This is a genomic window from Catenulispora sp. EB89, assembly GCF_041261445.1.
Classification (GTDB): domain Bacteria; phylum Actinomycetota; class Actinomycetes; order Streptomycetales; family Catenulisporaceae; genus Catenulispora.
The window spans coordinates 91630-112036 of record NZ_JBGCCU010000007.1; the positions used below are offsets into that span (position 1 = coordinate 91630).

Annotated in this window: 20 protein-coding genes; 5 read left to right on the forward strand and 15 right to left on the reverse strand. The window is 71.1% G+C overall.

Annotated elements, in window-relative coordinates:
- Positions 1–311: 311 nt before the first annotated feature.
- The 5 genes from ABH920_RS17005 to ABH920_RS17025 form a co-directional block, all read right to left on the reverse strand.
- The gene (locus ABH920_RS17005) at positions 312–1514 is read right to left on the reverse strand and encodes an ROK family protein (RefSeq protein ID WP_370349967.1); all 1203 of its coding nucleotides are present in this window, start codon (positions 1512–1514) and stop codon (positions 312–314) included.
- Positions 1515–1559: 45 nt separating this feature from the next.
- A complete protein-coding gene (locus tag ABH920_RS17010; protein WP_370349968.1) occupies positions 1560–2909 on the reverse strand; it encodes a KamA family radical SAM protein in 1350 nt (449 codons plus the stop codon).
- A gap of 9 nt (positions 2910–2918) precedes the next feature.
- Positions 2919–4076, reverse strand: coding sequence for a hypothetical protein (locus ABH920_RS17015; RefSeq protein WP_370349969.1), 1158 nt, complete (start codon positions 4074–4076; stop codon positions 2919–2921).
- 78 nt (positions 4077–4154) lie between these two features.
- A complete protein-coding gene (locus ABH920_RS17020) occupies positions 4155–5015 on the reverse strand; it encodes a hypothetical protein (protein ID WP_370349970.1) in 861 nt (286 codons plus the stop codon).
- Between the two features lie 42 nt (positions 5016–5057).
- A complete protein-coding gene (locus tag ABH920_RS17025; protein WP_370349971.1) occupies positions 5058–5864 on the reverse strand; it encodes an SDR family oxidoreductase in 807 nt (268 codons plus the stop codon).
- Between the two features lie 76 nt (positions 5865–5940).
- Here ABH920_RS17025 and ABH920_RS17030 point away from each other — a divergent pair, with 76 nt between their 5' ends.
- Both ABH920_RS17030 and ABH920_RS17035 read left to right on the forward strand, forming a co-directional pair.
- Positions 5941–7155 (forward strand): NADH:flavin oxidoreductase, encoded by a 1215-nt coding sequence (locus ABH920_RS17030; RefSeq protein WP_370349972.1) that lies wholly within the window; start codon positions 5941–5943, stop codon positions 7153–7155.
- Positions 7156–8206: 1051 nt separating this feature from the next.
- A complete protein-coding gene (locus ABH920_RS17035; RefSeq protein WP_370349973.1) occupies positions 8207–8671 on the forward strand; it encodes a DUF2690 domain-containing protein in 465 nt (154 codons plus the stop codon).
- A gap of 145 nt (positions 8672–8816) precedes the next feature.
- On the opposite strand, the gene ABH920_RS17040 is transcribed toward ABH920_RS17035, so the two are convergent.
- Genes ABH920_RS17040 through ligD (ABH920_RS17050) form a run of 3 tightly spaced genes read right to left on the reverse strand, consistent with a single transcriptional unit; the run spans position 8817 to position 11855 of the window.
- Entirely contained in the window at positions 8817–9524 is a 708-nt protein-coding gene (locus tag ABH920_RS17040) for an HAD family hydrolase (RefSeq protein ID WP_370349974.1), read from the reverse strand.
- The gene (ligD, locus tag ABH920_RS17045; RefSeq protein WP_370349975.1) at positions 9521–10399 is read right to left on the reverse strand and encodes a non-homologous end-joining DNA ligase; all 879 of its coding nucleotides are present in this window, start codon (positions 10397–10399) and stop codon (positions 9521–9523) included. The genes ABH920_RS17040 and ligD (ABH920_RS17045) overlap by 4 nt, the downstream gene beginning before the upstream one ends.
- Entirely contained in the window at positions 10389–11855 is a 1467-nt protein-coding gene (gene ligD / locus ABH920_RS17050; RefSeq protein WP_370349976.1) for a non-homologous end-joining DNA ligase, read from the reverse strand. The genes ligD (ABH920_RS17045) and ligD (ABH920_RS17050) overlap by 11 nt, the downstream gene beginning before the upstream one ends.
- Before the next feature lie 64 nt (positions 11856–11919).
- Between ligD (ABH920_RS17050) and ABH920_RS17055 the strand changes: the two genes are divergently transcribed.
- On the forward strand, positions 11920–12945 hold the full coding sequence (locus ABH920_RS17055; RefSeq protein ID WP_370349977.1) for a Ku protein: 1026 nt from the start codon (positions 11920–11922) through the stop codon (positions 12943–12945).
- A gap of 24 nt (positions 12946–12969) precedes the next feature.
- Here ABH920_RS17055 and ABH920_RS17060 read toward each other — a convergent pair whose 3' ends face one another.
- From ABH920_RS17060 to ABH920_RS17075, 4 genes are all read right to left on the reverse strand, one after another.
- Complete coding sequence (locus ABH920_RS17060; RefSeq protein ID WP_370349978.1) at positions 12970–13980, reverse strand: GNAT family N-acetyltransferase; 1011 nt, start codon at positions 13978–13980, stop codon at positions 12970–12972.
- 109 nt (positions 13981–14089) lie between these two features.
- Positions 14090–15046, reverse strand: coding sequence for an NADPH:quinone oxidoreductase family protein (locus ABH920_RS17065; protein ID WP_370350283.1), 957 nt, complete (start codon positions 15044–15046; stop codon positions 14090–14092).
- Between the two features lie 82 nt (positions 15047–15128).
- Positions 15129–15995, reverse strand: coding sequence for a metallophosphoesterase (locus ABH920_RS17070; RefSeq protein ID WP_370349979.1), 867 nt, complete (start codon positions 15993–15995; stop codon positions 15129–15131).
- Positions 15995–16705 carry a fibronectin type III domain-containing protein gene (locus tag ABH920_RS17075; protein ID WP_370349980.1) on the reverse strand — a complete coding sequence of 237 codons (711 nt, stop codon included), beginning with the start codon at positions 16703–16705 and terminating at the stop codon, positions 15995–15997. The genes ABH920_RS17070 and ABH920_RS17075 overlap by 1 nt, the downstream gene beginning before the upstream one ends.
- Before the next feature lie 283 nt (positions 16706–16988).
- On the opposite strand from ABH920_RS17075, the gene ABH920_RS17080 reads away from it, so the two are divergent.
- Entirely contained in the window at positions 16989–18326 is a 1338-nt protein-coding gene (locus ABH920_RS17080; protein WP_370349981.1) for a PE-PGRS family protein, read from the forward strand.
- 16 nt (positions 18327–18342) lie between these two features.
- Here the strand turns inward: ABH920_RS17080 and ABH920_RS17085 are convergent, their stop codons facing one another.
- The 3 genes from ABH920_RS17085 to ABH920_RS17095 are packed head-to-tail and all read right to left on the reverse strand — an operon-like array spanning position 18343 to position 19222.
- Entirely contained in the window at positions 18343–18570 is a 228-nt protein-coding gene (locus ABH920_RS17085) for an Imm1 family immunity protein (protein WP_370349982.1), read from the reverse strand.
- Between the two features lie 14 nt (positions 18571–18584).
- The gene (locus tag ABH920_RS17090) at positions 18585–18917 is read right to left on the reverse strand and encodes a DUF4259 domain-containing protein (protein WP_370349983.1); all 333 of its coding nucleotides are present in this window, start codon (positions 18915–18917) and stop codon (positions 18585–18587) included.
- Between the two features lie 5 nt (positions 18918–18922).
- Positions 18923–19222 (reverse strand): hypothetical protein, encoded by a 300-nt coding sequence (locus ABH920_RS17095; RefSeq protein WP_370349984.1) that lies wholly within the window; start codon positions 19220–19222, stop codon positions 18923–18925.
- Positions 19223–19457: 235 nt separating this feature from the next.
- On the opposite strand from ABH920_RS17095, the gene ABH920_RS17100 reads away from it, so the two are divergent.
- Positions 19458–20309 carry a hypothetical protein gene (locus ABH920_RS17100; protein WP_370349985.1) on the forward strand — a complete coding sequence of 284 codons (852 nt, stop codon included), beginning with the start codon at positions 19458–19460 and terminating at the stop codon, positions 20307–20309.
- The last annotated feature ends 98 nt before the right edge of the window (positions 20310–20407 follow it).

The window sequence follows — 20407 nt, forward strand, 5'->3', positions numbered from 1 at the left end:
ATTCGGCAACAGGCTGTGCGGCCGCAGCGCTGAGCTGGGCTTTCGGCGGCGCGCGCCAGGTCTCGCTACGGCTCGCCGGTGGCGCTGGCTGGGGTCGCCGCCAGGCTGGCACCTGCCCTCGCGCGCGCTGCCGCAGTTCGGCAGCACTAACCGAACCGGCCGCCAGCCCCGCGCCTCGCCGTGCCTCAGCATCGCAGGCTGAGGCAATTTGCAGGTGCTGCCGCCGAGCGTGCTGCTGGTGCCGCGCCGAGCCTCGCCGCCCGTGCGCCGCAGTACCGCCGACCGGTTTTCCGGTCAGCCCAGCCCGCCGCCTACCCCCGGAAGTAGTCCCGAATCAACTGCTCCACCGTCAGCGAAGCCGCCAGCGCCGCCGCCCCCGCCAGCACCGCGCCGCTGCCCAGCGCCGAGGTCTCCAGCCGGGGCGGGTACGGCAGGCGCACCGCCAGGCGCTCGGCCACCGGGGCCAGCAGCAGGTCGCCGTTCAGGCCGATGCCGCCGCCGAGCACCACCAGCTCCACGTCGACCACCGCCGCCGCCACCGCGACGTAGTTCGCGATCCGGCGTGCCTCCTCGCGGACCACGTCGACCGCTCCGGCGTCGTCGGCGCGCGCCAGCTCGAAGACGCGCTCCATGGCCAGGTCCTGTTCGGCGGGGAGCTTGTCCGCCGCGTATTGCAGGATCGCCATGGCGCACGGGTCCATCGACGTCGGCACCTCCGGCTCCAGGCCGTCCGGTCCCTCGACGAAGTCGGGTTCGAAGGCGCTGTCGAGCTCGCCGGCCGCGCCTTTGAAGCCGCGCACCAGGTTGCCGCCGAGGACGAGACCGGCGCCGACGCCGGTGCCGATCGACAGGAACAGGAAGCTGTCGGCGCTGCCGCCGCTGCCGCGTGCGTACTCGCCGTGCGCGGCCAGGTTGATGTCGTTCTCGACCGTGACCGGGGTCTGCAGGGCCGCGCTGAACTTCTCGCGCGCGGCGAAGCCTTCCATGCCGCTGACGTTCGCGGCCTGCGACACGCGCCCGTCGCGGCGGTCCACCACGCCGGGGACGCCGATCACCGCGTGCTTCACCGACGCCGGGTCCACGCCGGCGGCCTTGACCAGCTCCTTCGCCAGCTGGACCGCCGCGCCGACCATGGCGTCGGCGTCCAGGCCGTCGACCTCGGCGTCGCGCCGCAGTACCTCGGCACCGTCCAGGCCGACCAGGGCCGCGCGCAGGTGGCGGGCGCCGACGTCGAAGGCCACGGCGTGTGCCGCCTCCGGGCGCGGCTTGAAGAACACCGCGCCGTACGTGAAGCCGCGCGAGGCGTCGGCGGTCTCCACCACCAGCCCGATCTGCAGCAGGTCCTCCAGGACCGCCGAGACCGTGGGCTTGGAGATCCCGGTGGCGCGCGAGATCTCGGCGCGCGAGATCGGCGCGTTCTCGCCGATCACGCGCCACACCGTGCGCAGGTTCAGCTCGCGGACCGTGGCCGAGGTGGCCGGGGCCGGGGTCGGCCGCGCGCCGGATGTGTTCATCGTCCCAGGATAGGCAACCGGCTCGGGCTGGTCGATCATGGGGTCTCAGTCCTCGCCGTCGGTGCCGGCCCCGCCGTCCCCGGCCAGGACCGCGCTGCGGATGTCCGCGGGTGTCCCGGGGACGAGTTCGAGGTCGTCGATCCAAGCGGCATCTGCTGAGTAAACAGCACGGAACGGCCTGCCGACCAGCCGGGGATCTCTCGCTTGCAGGTAGCGCAGTTCGAAGAACTTCCCCCCGCCGGGCTCCTCGGCGACCCCGTCCACCACGACCTTCCCGCCGGTCGTGGACATCACCGGCCCGCGTACCGTCCGGGCCAGCCCCGGCAGGGTGCTGTAGGCGTCGCGGAACAGCTCCGCGGCGCGCGCCAGCGGCACCTTGAAGTAGTCGCGCGGCCCGGTGTCGCGGGCCACGAACATGTAGTACGGCACGGCCCCGGCGCGCTGCTCGGCCCGCCACAGCCGGGCCCAGGCCGCGGCGTCGTCGTTGACCCGGCCGATCACCGGGGCCTGGCAGTAGACCACGGCGCCGGTGTCGCGGATCCGCGCCAGCGCGGTGCGCGCGATGGCCGGCTCCAGCTCCACCGGGTGGCTCAGGTGCGCCATCACCGCCGGGGTCTTGCCGGCCTCGGCGATCTGCTCGAACAGCCGCAGCGTGGCGTCGGCGTCGTGGTCGGTGACGTACCGGTGCGGCCAGCTGGCCACCGACTTGGTGCCGATCCGCACCGTCTGCAGCGACTCCACTTCCAGGAACGGCGCCAGGTGCTGCCGCAGCCGTTCGGCGGTCATCACCATCGGATCCCCGCCGGTGACCAGCACGTCGGTGATCTCCGGGTGCCGCCGCAGGTACTCGACGGTCCGGGTCGGCTCGGGCGCGGCGAACCGCAGCTCCGGCTCGCCGACGAACTGCGCCCAGCGGAAGCAGTACGTGCAGTAGGCGTGGCAGGTCTGCCCGGCCGAGGGGAAGTACAGCAGCGTCTGCTCGTACTTGTGCTGGACGCCGGGGATCGGGCCGTCGGGGTCGCTGGGCACGTTCAGGTCCTGCTGGTGCTCCGGATGCGGGTTCATCCCGGCCCGGATGCCCGCGATCGCCCGCGCCAGCTCCCCGGGGTCGCCGCCGTCGCGAGCCCGGGTGAGCAGCGCCTCGTCGGCGGGGGAGAGCATGCCGGGCTGGGGGAAGAACAAATGGAAGATCGGGTCGGCGTCCGGTTGCGACCAGTCGATCAGTTCACTGAGAACGTATTCGTTGACCCGGAAGGGCAGGACCAGGGAGAACAGGCGGACGCTCTCACGGAGCTGCGGATCCAATCCGTACTTCGCGGCGATGTCGTCCAGCCGGTTCGGGCCCAGGGCCTGGAACCGGTTGCCGGCCGAGCGGCCGGCGGCGGTGTGCTGCACAACCTGACGCTACCCGACGCCGCCGACCGATGGATCCGAGGTCCGCAGCAGGAGATAGGCCGTGTCGGGGATCTCCCCGTAGATCCGGCGGAACGCCGCGTCCAGCACCGCCCCGACCTCGTGCCGGTCGGCGGCCTCCAGCCGGTAGTCCTGGCCGCGGTTGGCGGCGGCGACCTCGCCGACCGAGCGCCGCATGAAGCGCTCGACGCGGCGCGAGGCCACGAAGCGGCGCCCGTCGTCGAGGTCGACGAAGCGGACCAGGTAGGTGCGCTCGATGTTGTCGTCGGTGACGGTGACCGGGGTCAGCGCCTGGTGCGGGGCCGCAGCGTGCCAGACCGCCTGGAAGCGGTTGTTGACGAAGGACCCCAGCGCGCTGTCGACGGTGACCTCCAGCTGTTCGGCGCGTCCGGAGAGCTTGCCGACCGGGTAGAACGACACCAGCGCGCGGTCGTCCCAGCGGTACATCGTGATGTCCGGACCGGAGGAGTACAGCCGCACCTGGAAGTCGGCGGCCATGCCCAGGCCGCGCGGGCCGCCGGCCTGTTCGAAGGCGCGGTGCAGCCGGGCCACCGTCTCCAGATTGCGCTCCAGCATCGGGCCCAGCTCGTCGGCCCGGCCCAGCTCCAGGTCGCGCTGCTCGGCGGCCATGGTGGTCGGGTTGATCAACAGGACCCTGATGGACACCCCGCGCGCCACGGCCGCCCGCACCATCGCCTCGAAGCGCTGCGCGTACGGCTCGGCCAGCAGGTTGGAGTACGTGTCCAGGATCCGTATCACGCTGGTCGCGCGGCCGGCGTGATCCAGGAACTGCGAGTAGTCCAGCTCGGCGTGCTCCCGGACGCCGCCCTGCCCGGCGCGCTCGATGATCGGGGTGATCACGTAGATGGTGAACACCGCGCCGATGAGGTCGGCGGCGGTGTTCAGCGCGAAGTTCGGCCAGTACGGCGCGACGGCGCGGCCGATCCAGCCCAGCGTGAGGATCGCGGCCAGACCCACGACCAGCCCGGTGATCCAGCGCGGGTCCGGCGCGTGCCGGCGCAGCCGCGGCAGCGGCCGCAGCCACCGGATCAGGGGTATGCGACGCCACCGGGACGCCTCCCGGCGTGCGAGCGCGCGGCGGCGGCGTCGGTCGTCGTCATCTGCGCCTCTGGATCCGGCGAAAGTCATGGTGCCGAAGGCTACTGGTGATGATCCATCTCTGCCAGATCTTGCGGGCCGAGCCGAGGTTGTCAGAGGCCGAGGTCGTCAGAAGCCGATGCGCCGCAGGGCGAGCGCGACGTGGCCCTTGAGGCTGCGCTTCCACCCCGGCACGCTGCCGACAGTGTCCCGGCCTTCGCAGGAGGCGAGCACCGACAGCGCTTCATCCGGAAGGGTCGCACTCTCGCGGTAGGCCAGCGCGACGGCGGCGGTGACCCGGACGGTCTCCTCGGCTGATCTCAAGGACGTAATCAATACGCTGCGTTCCTGAACGGAGACCGGACCCGGCAGGTGCGCCGCGGCCAGGTTCGCCGAAGCCCGGGCGTCGCAGGTGTCGATGGTCACGGCCGCGAGCGCGTCCGCGAGGGCAGGATTCTGGGGGAACCAGGCCACCAGCGCCGCCGCCCGGGCTGCGATCGCCGAATCCGGATCCTGCAACCACCCGAGCGCGACGGCCAGATGCCGTTCGGTCGCACGATAGGCGTCAGCGGCCCAGCGCACCGCCACGGCGTCGCCCACATCGGCGATGTCGTCGACATCCCCGGCGTTCTGGAAAAGCACCCGGATCACCGCATCGGTCTGTGCCGACCCCACCTGGTCGCCCGCGGCGAACTCCCGGACTCTGTCGAAGGGGACCCCGTCTTCGAGCCGGTCACCGATCGCGACGGCATGCAGCAGGTCCAGCACGGTGGTCCGATCGGGAGTCGTGGCGTTGTCGACAAGCCGCATCAGCGGCTCCACCACATACGCGCTGGCTGGCCAGCGGGTGCCCTGGTGGGAGACGCTGCCCATCAGCGCTGACACGGCCGTTTCCCGCACAGCCGGATCTTCGCTGGTCAGCGCGGCCAACTGCCCGGGCACGTCCGTCGCCGGACCGTAGGCGTGATGGAGTCTGCTCCAGTCGGTCAAGGACGGGCTGCTCACCGCCCACACGGTACGGCACCCACGCGCCTACCGCGCTGGGTGCCAGGGCGCCGGCCAGTCCTTTCCGCGCAGCATCGCGTCGGTTCCGCCGTCGCAGAACAGGACTGAGCCGACGATGAAAGAGGCCTGATCCGACAGCAGGAAGGCCACGGCGGCGGCGACCTCCTCGGGACGTCCGGGGCGGCCGGCCGGGATGGCTTTCTCGAAGGCCGCGATGCCCTCGGCGGTGAGGTCGTCGGTGCGGTTGGCGCGGGTCATCGGGGTGTCGATCATGCCCGGGGCGACGGCGTTGAGCCGGATGCCGTCGGTGATCCAGTCGGCGGCGCGGGTGCGTGCGTACCAGGCCAGCGCGGCTTTGGTGGCGGGGTAGGTCTGCAGCGCGGCGCGGTCGCCGTGCGCGTCGGCCAGCTCCCGGGCCCGCGGCTCGTCGCCGGCCAGGCAGGCTTCTGCGATCTCGACCGGCCAGCCCGGCTGGCAGGTGGCGGAGTTCGACGACGGCAGGACGACCGCGCCGCGCCCGGCCGCTTTCAGCGCCGGACGCAGGCCTTCGAGCAGGGCGATGGCGCCGAAGTAGTTCACCGAGACCAGCAGTGAGCCGGGACGTCCGGTGGCCGGCGCCAGGCCGGCGAAGGGGAGCAGGCCGTCCAGGCGGCCGTCGCAGCGTTCTGTGATGGCGGCAATCGCGGCGGCGCGGCCCTCCTCGGTGCCCAGATCGGCTTCGACCTCGGTGCCGGCCAGGTCCACGCCGATGACGCGGTGGCCGTCGTCGGCCAGCCAGGCGGCGAGCGTCGCGCCGATGCCGGAGGCGGCGCCGGTGACGGCGATGGTGGACATGGCGCGGAGCGTATGCCGAATCGGTATGTAATGTAAGAGCGCTCACTGTCTCTGGCATGTTCGCGGGCGTCGTTCTATGGTCCGCGCCGTGACCACTCCTGATACGTCCGACGTCCCCGATGCCTTTGAAGCGCCCGACGTCCTGGCCCCGGCGACCCTCGGACCGGTCCGGCTCCGCAACCGCGTGATCAAATCCGCCACCTTCGAAGGCGCCACCCCGCACGCCCTGGTGACCGACGACCTGATCGCCTACCACCGCCGCCCAGCCGCCGGTGGCGTCGGCATGACCACCGTCGCCTACCTGGCCGTCTCCCCGGAGGGCCGTACTGAGCGCCGGCAGATCCACTGGCGGCCCGAGGCCGTGCCGGGCCTGCGCGAGCTCACCGACGCCGTTCACGCCGAGGGCGCGGCGGTCTCGGCGCAGATCGGGCACGCCGGACCGGTGGCCGACGCGCGCTCGAACCGTGCCACGGCCCTGTCCTGCTCGCCGATGCTGAACCCGATCAGCTTCCGCCGCACCCGCGCCGCCAGCGCCGCCGACATCGAGCGGATCACCGCCGACCACGCCCGGGCCGCGCGGCTGGCGATCGAATCAGGGTTCGACGCCGTCGAGATCCACCTCGGCCACAACTACTTCGCCAGCGCCTTCCTGTCCCCGCGCCTGAACAAGCGCGACGACGAGTACGGCGGCCCGCTCGCCAACCGCGCCAAGGTCGCGCTGGGCCTGGCGCGCGCCGTCCGGGACGAGGTCGGCGACCGGATCGCCGTCACCGCGAAGCTGAACATGGAGGACGGCTACCCCGGCGGCCTGCGCATCGAGGACAGCTTGCAGGTCGCGCAATGGCTGCAAGAAGACGGCACGCTGGACGCCCTGGAGCTGACCGCCGGCAGCTCCCTGATGAACCCGATGTACCTGTTCACCGGCGACGTGCCGCTGCGGGAGTTCGCCGCGCAGTTCCCGCCGTTGCCGCGGCTCGGAATCCGCTTGTTCGGCAAGAAGTTCCTGCGCGCCTATCCGTATCAGGACACGTATCTGATGGAACGCGCGCTGCGTTTCCGTGCCGAGCTCACGCTCCCGCTGATCCTGCTCGGCGGGGTCACCACGCGCGCCACGATGGACCGTGCGATGGCCGCCGGTTTCCAGTACGTGGCGATGGCGCGGGCCCTGTTGCGCGAGCCGGATCTGGTGAACCGCATCGCCGCCGACGCCTCCACGCCGTCGCTGTGCATCCACTGCAACAGGTGCATGCCGACGATCTACACCGGGACGAAGTGCACTGAGGTCGGGTGACCCGCGCGCCGAAGACCTGTGAGATTGGGCGCTCCTGCTTGATGGGTGAGTGAGTGGGTGGGTGGGTGGGTGGGGCTGGGGTGCGGTGGGTGTGGCGGGCGCGACGGGTGCGGTTTGTTTGTTGGTTTTAAGAGCTTTTTACGGCTTCGCCTAAGGTTTGGTGACCTCGCTGGGTGGCGCAGTTCGGTGGTGCCGCGCTGGTTGCGCTGGCGGCCGGCGGTCTTGCTGGACACGACCGCGCACAGGTCCGAGTCACTGCGCATGCGTTACGTAGGCGGCGATCGTCGGGCGTGGTGGGTGCCTGAAGTCAAGGGCAGGCGCCTCCGGCGGGGGCACTCGAGACTCTGAGGGATCCCCAACCCCCCGCCTCGGCGGCGGTCCGAGTGTTGGTCGCCGAGTCCCGGATCCCTCGTCGCTGACGTCGCCCTAAAGGGAACCATCCCGGCCTGGCGGGGTAAAGCCGGATCGCAGGCTGCTGTGGTCGGGTCGCGTTCGGCTTGACCCCGCCAGTCCGGGCTGGTTGTGCAAGCACCGCCGACAGCGACGAGGGATCCGGGACAACCCCGCCTGTGGTGTGGACGGGGTCCACTCGGGGGCACGGGCGGCGGTGAGTTGTCGTGTGGGGGTTGCGGGGACCCGTTCCCACAGGCGGGGTGTCCGGGGAACCAGGGACAAAGGCGACCGCAAGAAACGATCGCCGGCCGCCAACGCGTCCCCCAGGCATACCACCGAACTGCGCCACCCAGCGGATCCTTCTTAAAGCCCTGCGAAGCCGTAAAAGCTCTTAAAACCCACCAACAAACCGCACCCGTCGCGCCCACCACACCCCAGCCACCAGCACCTGAGATTGACGTTTCAACCTGCGGCGGCGCCGTGCCGCACAGCACGCTCATCCGCACGCTCAGCGTCCCCCGAACGGCGCATGGCGGCTCGCCACCCCTGCGCGGCGCGGAGCAAGGATGGCGGAGGTGTTCGACACCAGGCGTCGCCTCGGGTCGGCGGGAGCTCCTTCCGCCGCGACGGCGCTTTCTGAATCCCCCGAGGGGGAATCATGTTCTCTCGTCGAATCGCTTCCCGGATCGGTGTGGGACTCGGCACGCTCGCCCTCGCGAGCGCCCCGCTGGCGGCCTCCGCGGCCACCGGGACCCACGTGCCGGCCAAGGCCCCGGCCACGTGCAGCAACCAGGGTTGCAACGGCAAGGACCCGCAGGCCACCGGCTGTTCGCAGACCTACCAGGCCCGGGACATCCGGACCGCGAACATCATGAGCAACGGCAAGAAGGTCGGCTGGGTCGAACTACGGTGGTCTCCGTACTGCGGCAACAACTGGGCCCGCGTGGTCTCCGCGGTCGGGACGGCCAACCTGGCCGCCACCGCCACCCGCTCCGACGGCGCCAAGATGTCCGCCAGCGGCAAGGGCACCGTGGTCTGGACCCCGATGATCTTCGGCCGGGACCTGTGCGTCTCCGCGACCGGCACGATCAACGGGGCCACTGCCACCACGTCGTGCGGATGACGGCGGGCACAACCAGGCGCATAGTGGAGACAGCGACGGCTGCGCGGTCGGGCATCGCGTGACCGGTCCGGAGGACGTTTCCCCCCAGAAGCGGGCGGGCCGCACGACATTGGCGGCCCGCCCGCACCTTTGTAGTCGCGGGTGCTCAGACCAGGGACAGCAGCTCTGTCAGAGAGCTGATGACCGGTACGTCCACGTCTTCCGGCCTCGTCCGCGCATCCTCCGGCCGGATCATCGCGCGGCCCTGATACCCCAGCGCGATGGCGGCCGCGACCAGCTCCGGATCGTCGTCGACGAACAGGCAGTCGGCCGGCGCCAGGCCCAGGGCCTCGCTGGCGTGGTGGTACATCCGCGGATCCGGCTTGTTGCAGCCGAGGACTTTCGAGATCGCGTAGGCGTCGAAGAAGCCGCCGAGGCCGATGGCGGCGTGCAGCTCGGGCAGGTTCGGCCAGGCGTCGGACACCACGGCCAGCGGGACGCCGCGCTCGCGCAGTTCCGTCAGGGTCCCGATGACCTCGGGGAAGGTCTCCAGGAGGGTTTCCGGCGGGACGTCCCGCACCAGCGCCGCCAACAGCTCCGGGGACGCCTGTACGCCGATGTGTGTCAGCATCGTGCGATGGTAGTCGTCGTGCTCCGGGGTGGAAGCGGCGGCGGCCATGAAGCGGTCGCCTTCGCGGACAGCTTCGGCCAGCTCTTCGTCGGTGACGTGCGGAGCGTGCGCCTTCACCGTCGCCTCGAAGTCGGCGCGGGGATTCCACCGGCCGCCGATGGGCTGCATCAGGACGCCGCCGGAGTCGAGCAGAAGTGCCTTCGGAACTCGGGGTGCCTGGGGAACCTGAGGAGTCTGCGTCACAGTCCTGATAGTAGATCGCCGTACCGCGCGACTTGATCCAATGCGCGCGCCGGCGGGAAGCGCAGATCCTCGGGGCTTTTCGCCGCCGCCAACTGCTCCCAGGTCACCGGCGTCGACACCGCCGGATGCGGTGTGGCGCGCAGCGAGTAGGGCGCGATGGTGGTCTTGGCGTGCGTGTTCTGCGACCAGTCCACGAACACCTTCCCGGGCCGCTCGGCCTTGGACATGCTGGAGACGACCAGGTCGCGGTGTGTGCCCTCCAGGGCTCGGGCGATGGTGTGCGCGAGTTCTCGGGCCTGCTCGCCGGTGACGCCTTCCAGCGGCGCGTACAGGTGCAGGCCCTTGGCGCCGGAGGTCTTCGCTGACAGCTCCAGGCCGTGCGTGGACAGCAGATCCCGGGCCGCGAGCGCGACCCGTACGCAGTCCACCACCGTGGCTGGCGCGCCCGGATCCAGGTCCAGCACCAGCAGGTCGTGGTGGTCCTGGTCGGAGACCCGCCACTGCGGGACGTGGAACTCGATCGCCGCCAGGTTCGCCGCCCACATCAGCGAGGACAGGTCGTCGATGAGGACGTACTCGACCTCCTTGCCGGAGCTGGTCGCCGCGATGTCGGCGGTGCGGACCCAGGACGGCCGGTGCGCCGGCGCGTGCTTGGCGAAGAACCCTGAGGTGTCCACGCCGTCGGGGTAGCGGATGAAGGTCACCGGCCGGTCGGTCAGGTGCGGCAGCATCACCGGGGCGACGCGCGCGTAGTAGTCGAGGATCTCGCCTTTGGTGAAGCCGTCTTCGGGATACAGGACTTTGTCGAGGTTGGTGAGCTTCACCGTTCGGCCGTCGATCTCGACGCTCTGGGAGGCCTGGGCGTCAGGACTCACGGACCACCTCCGTGGCGTCCTTGTCGGGGCGGATGCCCTTGAAGACGGGATGGCGCAGGCGGCCCTTCGTGGTCCACTCGCCGAACGTCACCTCGGCGACCACGACCGGCTCGACCCAGGTGGCCACGCGGGCGTCGACGGCGTCCACGGCGGTGGCGAACGGGCTTTCGGGCGTCGCCAGCTCCGACAGCGCCTCCAGCAGGACTCTGCGATCGTGCTCGGTGAAGCCGCTGCCGACCTTGCCGGCGTAGCGCAGGCGTCCGGCGTCGTCCGGGATGCCGAGCAGCAGCGCGCCGACTTCGCGAGGCGGGCGTCCGGGGACGGCGCCGTGGCCCTTCAGCGGGGTGAAGCCGCCGATGACCGCGTCCTGGGTGGCGGTCAGCTTGACCTTGCGCCACGCCGGAGACCGCGTCCCCGGTTGGTAGGTCGAGTCCAGGCGCTTGGCCACGATGCCTTCCAGGCCGGCCTGACGCGCCGCTTTCAGCACGTCGGCGACCGGTGTGTCAGGGAACGAAGGCGACGTCTGCCAGTGTGGTCCGGACAGCTCCAGGGACTCCAGCAGTCCGCGGCGGTCCTTGTAGGGGAGTTCCAGGGTGGAGCGGCCGTCCAGGTGCAGCAGGTCGAAGATCAAGTAAGAGGCCGGATTCGTCCGGGACAGCCGCGTCGCTTCCGATCCGCTGGTGCCGAAGCGGGGCTGCAGGGCGCCGAAGCTGACCTTGCCGTCGTCGTCCAGGGCGATGATCTCGCCGTCGAGCAGGAGCTGGGCGCTGCTGACGGTCTTGGCCAGGGCCTTGAGCTCCGGGTAGGTGTCGGTGAGGTCGTTGCCGTTGCGGGAGCGCAGCCGGGCCCGGCCGCCCTCGATGCGGCACAGGGCCCTGATGCCGTCCCACTTGAACTCGGCGGCCCAGCCGGTGCCGGCCGGGGCGGTGCCGGGGATCGCGAGCATCGGGCGCAGGTCGTCCGGCGGCGCGGCGAGGTCAGGGTCCTGACCCTTCTCGCGGTGGATCATCCAGTCGGAGCTGTCGGCGCCGCCGGTGCGGAACAGGGTGTAGTGGCCCGAAAGGCGTTCGCCAGTCAGTTCGACTTTGATCTCGTCCTCGGTCCATTTCTCCGGCAGGTAGGTGCCTCGGTCGTAGGTGGCGACGGTGCCCGCGCCGTACTCGCCGGCCGGGATGCGGCCGGTGAAGTCGGCGTACTCCACCGGATGGTCCTCGGTGCGCACGGCACGGTGGTTGCCTCTGGGATCGGTGGGGACGCCTTTCGGCAGGGCCCAGGAGACCAGGACGCCGTCGTGTTCCAGGCGGAAGTCCCAGTGCAGCGCGCTGGCGTGGTGTTCCTGCACCACGAAGATCGGCTGCCTGCCCCGCCGCTTCCTCGGCGGCGTCCCGGGAACCGGCTCCGGCGTGCGCGCGGCGTCCCGCTTGGCGCGGTACTCGTGCAGCCGGTCGGGTTCCACCGCTCCATGACATCCCGGGCCCGGCCGGGGTGCGAGTCCGGATGATCCGAATTAGCGTCGGGGCATGCGGGCGATCTGGAGCGGCGTCATCTCCTTCGGCATGGTGACGGTGCCGGTGAAGATGTTCGGCGCGACCGAGGAGAAGCGGGTCGCGTTCCATCAGGTGCACGTCGCCGACGGCGGCCGGGTGCGGCAGAAGCGGGTCTGCGAGCTCGACGGCGAGGAGGTGGCGCTGTCCGACGTGGCCAAGGGGTACCAGCTGCCCGACGGCGACGTCGTGGTGCTCACCACGAAGGACTTCGACGGGCTGCCGGAGGCGATCGCGAAGACCATCTCGGTCGAGGCGTTCGTCCCGGAGGAGCAGATCGACCCGATCATGTATTCGAAGTCGTACTACCTGGCGCCGGACAAGCTGGGCGTCCGGCCCTACGCGCTGCTGCGCGACGCCATGGCCGCCTCGGGCCGGGTGGCGGTGGTGCGGTTCGCGATGCGCGAGCGGGAGAGCCTGGCCGCGCTGCGGGTACGCGACGACGTGCTCACGCTGGAGACCATGCTGTGGGCCGATGAGGTCCGCAAGCCCGACTTCGACTTCCTGGAGTCCAAGGTCGAGCCCAAGGCCGCCGAGCTGAAGATGGCCGAACTCCTGATCGACTCGCTGAGCACCGACTTCGACCCCGCGGACTACCACGACAACTACCGCGAGGCGCTGGAGGAGGTCATCGAGAACAAGGTGGCCGGCCGCGAGGTCGTCACCCCGCCCGCCCCGGCCGAGGGCGGAGCGCAGGTGATCGACCTGATGGCGGCACTGAAGGCGAGCGTGGAGGCGGCGAAGAAGACGCGCGGGGGCGCGGGTGCCCCGGCGTCGTCGGGGAGCTCGAAGGCTTCGCAGGAGTCTGCGGCGCCGGCGAAGAAGGCCGCGGCCAAGAAGACCGCGGCGGCGAAGAAGACGGCGGCGTCGGCATCGAAGAGTACTGCTACGCCCGCACGGGCGGCGAAGGGCGCACGGGGCGCGGCGAAGGCCACGGACCTGCACAAGCCCGCGCGGAAGAAGCCGGCGACGAAGTCGACTTCCACGCGCCGCAGCGCCTGAGGCGCTTGAGGCGCTTGGGGTCGCTCAGCCGCCGAGCCGCGCCGCCAGGGCCTCGGTCGCGATCTCATAGTGCGCCAGGGTTCGAACATCGGTGTACCCGAGCGAGTGGTTGACGCCGATCATGTACGTGTTGTCCGACGCGGTCTGCGTCGTCACCCGCGCCACCTCGGGCCGGGACGCCATCAGCCGGCGCATCATCTCGGCCTTGATCGCCCGCCCGAGCCCGTGGCCCCGGTGTTCCTCGCGTACCGCGGTGTCCATCTGGCGCGCCTGGTCGAGATCGCCGGGCCGGATGATGAGCTCGGTGATTCCGGCGACCTCGCTGGTGGCCTCGTGGACGGCGACGACGACCGGCACGTACTGCCCGGCCGCGATGACGGCGGCTTCGTCGTCGCGGATGCGCTGCGGCGTCCAGGCCGTCCCCTCCCAGACCAGGTCCTGGGTGGGGGAGTCGTCGATGGCTTTGCGGGCCTCGGCGTAGGAGGCGATGAGCTCTTCGGGGGCGGCCTCGTCCCAGGCGTGCAGGCGATAGCCGTCCGGCGTGGGGACGTCCCACAACGTCCGATCGACCGACGTCGTCTCCAAGGTCTGCGACACCCCGCGGATCGTGCAGGCCAGCCCCATCGCCTCGGCGAACGGCTCGCCGGCCGACCCGCCGACGACGTTCAGCGCCAGCACCCGCGGCCGTCCCGAGGCCTGCACCGACGGCAGCAGCGCACGCAGGAACGCGGTACCGATGCCCTGACGGCGCCGGTCGACGTCGACTTCGATGAACACCAGCGCCATGTCCGTGTTCTCGCGGTCCGGCAGCGACACCACCGCGAACCCGGTCAGGCCCTCGGCGTCGCGCGCGGTCCAGAAGGTCCGGGGGCCGAAGGACACGGCGTCCTGCCCGCTCAGCAGCTCGATGGTCGCCGCCAGCGGGAAGGGCGGAGTTCCAGGCCGGTCGAAGGCCTGGATGCGGGCCCGCATCTCGGTGATGGCCTCGTAGTCCGCGCCGGAGGCCGTGCTCGGATCGAAGGGGGTGAACTGCACGCCGTTGCCTCACTGGTCGAAGAAAGGGATCTTGACCAGGATGCTATTCGGGCTGCCGGGGGTGTCCAGCGATTATCTCGCGCACTCCCGTGCGGTGGCCGGCAGTGCGCTACGGCACGACCACCAACCGCCCGAGGTTCTCCCCGGCCGCCAGCCGGGTCAGGCCGGCCGGGGCGTCGTCGAAGGGCAGGCGCGCGCCGATCAGGGTCCTGATGGTGCCGGCGTCGGCCAGGCGGGTCAGCTCGCGGTGGCAGGCGGCCACGGCCTCGGGGTCCTTGGTGCGGTACAGGCCCCAGTGCAGGCCGAGGATCGAGTAGTTCTTGACCAGGGCGTGGTTCAGCGGCGGGGCCGGGATGGTGCCGCCGGCGAATCCGACCACGACGATGCGGCCCTCGAAGGCGACGCATTTGATCGAGCCCTGATAGGCGTCGCCGCCGACCGGGTCGTAGACCACGTCCGCGCCGCGGCCGTCGGTGGCCTCCTTGACCGCCGCGACGAAGTTGCGCTCCAGCCGGTCCACCACGACGTCGGCGCCGAGCGCGCGGGCCGCCTCGGCCTTGGCCGCGCCGCCGGTCACGGCGATCACCGTGGCCCCGGCCGCCTTGCCGAGCTGGACCGCGGCGCTGCCGACACCGCCGGCCGCGGCGTGCACCAGCAGCGTCTCGCCGGGCTGCAGTTTGGCGCGGCGGTGCAGGCCGAACCAGCCGGTCTGGTAGGCGAGCAGGAAGCCGGAGGCCTCGGCGTCGTCGAGGGATTCAGGGGCCGGATATGCGGAGTCTGATTCCATGACGGCGTACTCGGCCAGCGCCCCGGTCGGCAGCACCGGCGTGCCCACGACCCGCGCCCCGGTGCCCACCACCTCGCCGCACAGCTCCACGCCCGGGGTGTAGGGCAGCGGCGGCTGCACCTGGTACTGGCCGCGGCACATCAGGACGTCGGGGAAGTTCAGCGCCGCGGCCCGGACCCGTACCAGCACCTGGCCGGGGCCGGGCTCGGGCGTCGGGATCTCGGCCGCCCGCAGCACGTCGCCGGGTTCGCCGTGGGTGCTGACCTGCCAGGCTCTCAACGCGGTGGCCTCCTCGACCGTCCTCGGGCGCGCCGCTGCGCGCCCGGTCACTTCGGCCGATGCTCTCACTCCACGCGGACGATCACCAGTGCCGGTGCACCGCCGACAGCTGCCCGAAGTCGCGGCTCGCGACGTGGTTCCGGTCGGCGGCCGAGCCCAGCGTGTAGGCCGGGTACAGGCCCAGGTACTCACCGCTCGTGGTCTGGCTCCACTGCCGGGCCAGGGCGCTGGAGGACTTGTGGAAGTTGGCCATGTATCCGCCCTCGTACACCTTCAGCAGGGCGAACCCGCCCGGGTACTCCTTGGTCGCGGCGACCTCCAGGAAGTCCACGCCGGAGGCCACCGGGGAGGTGGTGCGCAGGTTGCGGTGCGTGTGCCCGGCGTGGTGCAGGAACACCCCGGGCGTCCTGGCGTAGAGCGCCTCCAGCCGGGCCGCGTCGGGGCGCGCCAGATCGAAGGCCGGGCCGGCGATCGTGGACACCGCCGAGGCGTCGGTGACGGGGTGGTGGCCGAACACCAGCGTGGGGCGGTGCGGGTCGTCGGCCAGGATCCCGGCCAGCTCCGCGAACTGCGCGTCGTCGAGCGCGCCGCCGGGGGTGTTCAGCGTCGTGGTGTCCAGGCCGATGATGCGCAGGCCCGCCAGGCGCGTGCTGGTGAGCCGGCCCTGCGGCAGGTCGTAGACGGTCGGCACGCAGTCGTTGTAGCCGGTGTCGCCGACCGCCGGGCACATCTGGTACCCGGCGCCGGTCTTCGGCTGGTCGTGGTTGCCGCGGGCCACGACGTACCGGCCGGCGTCCAGCCGGCCGTCCAGCGTCAGGCGCCCGAACCGGTCCAGCAGCCGCTTGGAACCCGCCAGCTCGGCCGGCAGCGCGGCGGAGCTCAGGTCGCCGGCGACGAGCAGCACGTCGGCGCCGTGCCGGCCGGCGTCGGCGATCATCGACTCCGCCATCACCTCCGGATACGGCGCAGGCCCGGCACCTGGCTGAACCCGGGCGGGAAGCTCGCCGTGGCCAGCCCGCTCACCGTCTCCCCGACGTGCAGGTCGTTGGCCAGCGCGAGCGAGAACAGGTGCCGTCCGCGCGGCGGCACCAGGGTCGTGACCTGCCCCGGCGCCGCGGAGTGCACGATCCCGGAGGACAGCAGCTGCGCGAGGATCGCCAGCAGCTGGCCGTTGGTGGGATCGGGCGGGATGACCAGCCCGCCCGCCGGGAACGTCAGCTGCGGCAGCATCCGCGCCGTCGCAGGCACCCTCGCGGACAGCGCCTGGTAGTAGTAGGTCGTCCCAGGCCGCAGCCCCTCAACCTCCACCTGGTGGTACGCGCTGTCCCCGTGCCGCTGCACCGCGACCCGGTCCAGCCGGTCCGGCCGCGTGCCGTACCGCACGACCCCGTCGCACGCCACCGGCGCCGGCTCCTGCCCGGGCTGGTACGGAATCGCCGGCGTCGGCCCGGCGGCGGTGTACCAGGTCAGCACGAAACCGGTGTCGGTGACCGTCACCAGCTCCAGATCCTGCGGGAACACACCCTGCCCGGCCGCGGCGGCAGCCGGCGCGGGCAGCAGCCCCGGCAGAACCAACCCCGCCCCGGCCCCGGCGGCGGCGAGCCGGACGAGGTCGCGACGGGTGAAGCCACAGCAGTCCTGGACAGCCGGATCGGTCATGGCGGTCAGCATGGCAGAGCCCTGTTAATGGGCCGGGGACCCTCGGCGAACACTCTCGGAAGACTTCCGGCGGCGGGCCGGGGTTTGGGGCGGGCTCGGGGACGAGCAGGCTGACAGAGCTGAACCTCGACGATCCTTCGGTCGTGATGGGCTCCGGGGCGTTCGGAGCCACCGGGAGATGCCATCGTGAATCGCCCCGGGCCCGCCAGTGCCAACCGCTGTTCGCCAAACCCGGTGCATCTGGTGGCGGATCGATCCGGGGGCCCAGTAGGTTGCCGGAGACATGGGGGATGAACTGTTCGAGGCTCTGGAGCCGTCCAAGGATTTGCTTACCGCGTGGCGTGATGGCCTCGGCATGAACCCTGCCGCTCCGGACGACGTGCTCATCGCGCTGCTTCACCGCGGAGCTTCGTTCTTGTGGCGTCCCGACCTGCCGTCGTCAGTCGTGGACGCAGCACTCGAACGGCGCCTTCTCGGGAGTTGGGCGGAGTACCGTGACTTCACCCCGAGCCAGTGGCGCGCCATCATCTTCGGCGAGGCCGATCCTGATCGCCGCTCCCGACTGCTGCGAGCCTTTGTCCGCCTCGACCTGAAGGCCGCTGACTGGGGCCTGTTGGTCCGAGACCCCGATCCCCGGATCAGAGCGGACACCCTGTGGCATCCCATCCCCGATGAATGCCTGGCATCTCTGACCGAAGACATGGATCCGCGTGTCCGCGGCTGTGTCTGCGCGACCAGCTGGTCATCGTTGACCGACAGTCAACGCGCCCACCTGATGGCCGACCTCGACGACACGGTTCGCACCGAAGCCGAGCGTGCCGATCTCGAGGCGCGGGCCCAGGCTCAGAGCCGCGCCCCGTCGCAGCTCGCCCGGTTGGCGGCCGATCCGGATCCCCAGGTTCGGTTCGGTACCGCCTGCCGACCCGAGCTCACCGACGAGCAGCGCGAGGCGATCGACATCGACGTCGACCCGGGCCTGCACTGGCCCGACCTCGCATGGATCACCGCCCTGCACGACGATCCCGTCGCGATGCGCCGGCTCGCCGCATCGAAGGTGTTCCTCATCCGCCGCAGTGTTGCCCGCGCCAAGCACCTGCCGCCGGACGTCATCGAACGCTTGGCGAACGATCCGGACCGCGTCGTGCAGTTGTTCCTAGCCGAGTCCTGTGACGACGCGCCGGCGGACATGCTCCTGCGCGTCGCGGAGTGGTGGACCGGGAGCCTGTCCGCGCCCGATGTCCCGCGCCGCCACCCGAACTTCCCAAAACGTGGCCTCCTGCGCTTCGCCGACGATCCGAACCCGAATCTGCGCCGCCTCGCCCTGGACGATCCGGACTCCACCGCCGATCTCGTGGAACGCTTCATCGACGATCCCGACGAGAACGTCCGGTATCGCGCAACCTCCGATCCACGCATCTCAGCCCGAACCGCGGAACGGCTGCTCAGCGAGCCCGAGCGGCGCGACACCGTCGCAGCGAATCCAGGCCTGCCTCCGCACCTTCTCATGACGCTGCTGCACAATGAACAAACGGCCCGCAACGCCGCCCGGAACCCAGCGCTGTCCGCAGAACTCATGCGCAAGATGGTCCGGCGTATCGGCCGTCTACCGGCTGATTCGTAACATTGTGCCGGGATGCTCACCAGATTTCCGGCGCCTCCCAGGCGACGCAGGTGGGAAGCATCCCGCCGGATGAGCAGAATTCCTTGACCGCTGCGCGGACAAGATTGACGGAGACCTCGCAGTGCGGCGGGAACTCCGTCAAGTGGCCGATGATGCAGTATCCGACCTCGGCCCGGCTGTCGGGCGGGCCGACCGTCACCAGGTTCCCCCGGTGGTCATAGAACTCCAGCGCACCGACGTTCAACGCCGGGTCGACACCTACCAGCAGTTCTCCAGCAGGCCGAACTCATCGCTGATGACGCGGTCCAGCGCCTCGACCGCCAAGGCGCGAAGATCTTCGGAGAAGACGGACATGGGTTCCTCGGGCCCCTCGCCGTCTTCGATCGCCTTGCCGCCGGGGCACTGCGCCGCGATCAGCGCGGCGGCTGCGACGGCCTGCTGCGCCTCGGACAGATAGCCGGTGGCATCCGCGGTCCGCAGCAGCATGCCGCGGATCAGGGCCTCGCGTTCGCCACTGGCGGCCTTGTCCAGATCGATTGCGAAGTCGGCAGCGGTGTCGTTGTCGAAGTGCCCGATGTCCCAAGTTCCCATGGCGACTACCGTTCCTCGACATCGTTCGTGCTCGGATCGTCCTCGACGAGTCCGCAGGCGAAGGGGAACGACCGCAGTTGCGTGGTCCGTGCGGGGTCCTGCTCGGCGTCAGCCAACTCGCCCAGGGCCTCGGTCAGGCGCTGCTGCTGATCTGCCGGAAGCTCACCCATGATCCAGGCGACGTTCTCCATCATCTTCACCGCGGAGTCCGGGGCGACCTCCTCGTCGCCGCAGCTGTCGAGCCACCACACAATGTCCACGACCAGCCCGGCAAGCACTGGCACCAAGGGATCCATCTCGCTCATCCGCGCAACCTATCCGGCATGGTGGCTCGACAGCTTCGGCACCAACGCCACCGAGTAGTCGATCAGGATGGTCATCAGCTCCTGAAGGGATCCGTTGTGGACCCACAGCCCTGGTCGTAACCGGACCAACTAAAACTGGGGCTCGCCAACTACTGCTGGTAGTCACAAGCGCTGCGATCCGGCACTAAAGCGCTCACCAGTTGACACTCTCGAACAGAACTTCGAATATGGCCGGGTGGCACTGATCGCGCATACGTTCGAGGGCGACGCGGAGCACGCCGCGGCCGTGGCGCGGTTGCGGGTGCTGGTCGGCGGGGGCGCGGCGGGGACGGGTGGGGCTGGAGGGGTCCAGGGGGCCGGTGTTGCGGATGTGCCGGTGTTGGCGGCGCTGCGTGCGCTGGTGCCCGGCGGGGCATTGCGGCGCGGCGGGGTGCTGGCGGTGGAGGACCGGGTGCGGCCGTGGGGTGACGCGCCGAGCTATCTGGCGTTGGCGCTGGCGGCCGGGGCTTCGGCCGGCGGGGCGTGGTGCGGGGTGGTGGGGTTGCCGGCGTTTGGGATCGCGGCGGCTTCCGGGATGGGCGCCGACCTGCGGCGCTTCCTGATGCTGGACGAGCCCGGGGAGCGCTGGGCTGAGGCGGTGGCGGTGCTGGCCGGCGCCGTGGACCTGGTGCTGGTGCGGCCGCCGCGCCGGCCCGGCGGTGAGCAGGTGCGGCGCATCGGCGCGCGTCTGCGGCGTACGGTGCGCCAGCGCGGCGCGGCGCTGGTGGTGGCCGGCGAGTGGCCCGGCGCGGATCTGCGGCTGCGGCTGACGGAGTCGGCGTGGTCCGGGCTCGGCGACGGGACCGGGCACCTGACCGGGCGCCGGGTCACGGTCACCGCCGCCGGACGCGGTGCCGCCGGGCGGGAGCGCACGGCGCGGCTGTGGCTGCCGGCGGCCGACGGGGCGGTGCGCGAGTGGGTGGCGGGGGCGGACGCGCCGGGCTTGCCAGGGGCGCCGGGGGCGCCGGGGGACCGGGCCGAGCAGCGGTTCGGGGTGTCGGCGGAGATCCGGGACGGGGGTGAGGTCGTGCGGCTGTGGAGCGCGTAGGGGCCGACCTGCGCATCCGAGCCCGAATCTGAAATCGAATCCGAACCGAACCCGTATCCAGGCCGAACCCGGCTCGAACCGATATGTCTCGCCATCGA

Excerpts from the sequence above, each read along its gene's own strand:
- ABH920_RS17005 (WP_370349967.1), bottom strand. The coding sequence starts at position 1,514 with ATGAACACATCCGGCGCGCGGCCGACCCCGGCCCCGGCCACCTCGGCC.
- ABH920_RS17075 (WP_370349980.1), bottom strand. The coding sequence starts at position 16,705 with ATGACCGATCCGGCTGTCCAGGACTGCTGTGGCTTCACCCGTCGCGAC.
- ABH920_RS17095 (WP_370349984.1), bottom strand. The coding sequence starts at position 19,222 with ATGAGCGAGATGGATCCCTTGGTGCCAGTGCTTGCCGGGCTGGTCGTG.
- ABH920_RS17070 (WP_370349979.1), bottom strand. The coding sequence starts at position 15,995 with ATGGCGGAGTCGATGATCGCCGACGCCGGCCGGCACGGCGCCGACGTG.
- ABH920_RS17090 (WP_370349983.1), bottom strand. The coding sequence starts at position 18,917 with ATGGGAACTTGGGACATCGGGCACTTCGACAACGACACCGCTGCCGAC.
- ABH920_RS17035 (WP_370349973.1), top strand. The coding sequence starts at position 8,207 with ATGTTCTCTCGTCGAATCGCTTCCCGGATCGGTGTGGGACTCGGCACG.
- ABH920_RS17025 (WP_370349971.1), bottom strand. The coding sequence starts at position 5,864 with ATGTCCACCATCGCCGTCACCGGCGCCGCCTCCGGCATCGGCGCGACG.
- ABH920_RS17080 (WP_370349981.1), top strand. The coding sequence starts at position 16,989 with ATGGGGGATGAACTGTTCGAGGCTCTGGAGCCGTCCAAGGATTTGCTT.
- ABH920_RS17055 (WP_370349977.1), top strand. The coding sequence starts at position 11,920 with ATGCGGGCGATCTGGAGCGGCGTCATCTCCTTCGGCATGGTGACGGTG.
- ABH920_RS17030 (WP_370349972.1), top strand. The coding sequence starts at position 5,941 with ATGGTCCGCGCCGTGACCACTCCTGATACGTCCGACGTCCCCGATGCC.
- ABH920_RS17015 (WP_370349969.1), bottom strand. The coding sequence starts at position 4,076 with ATGACTTTCGCCGGATCCAGAGGCGCAGATGACGACGACCGACGCCGC.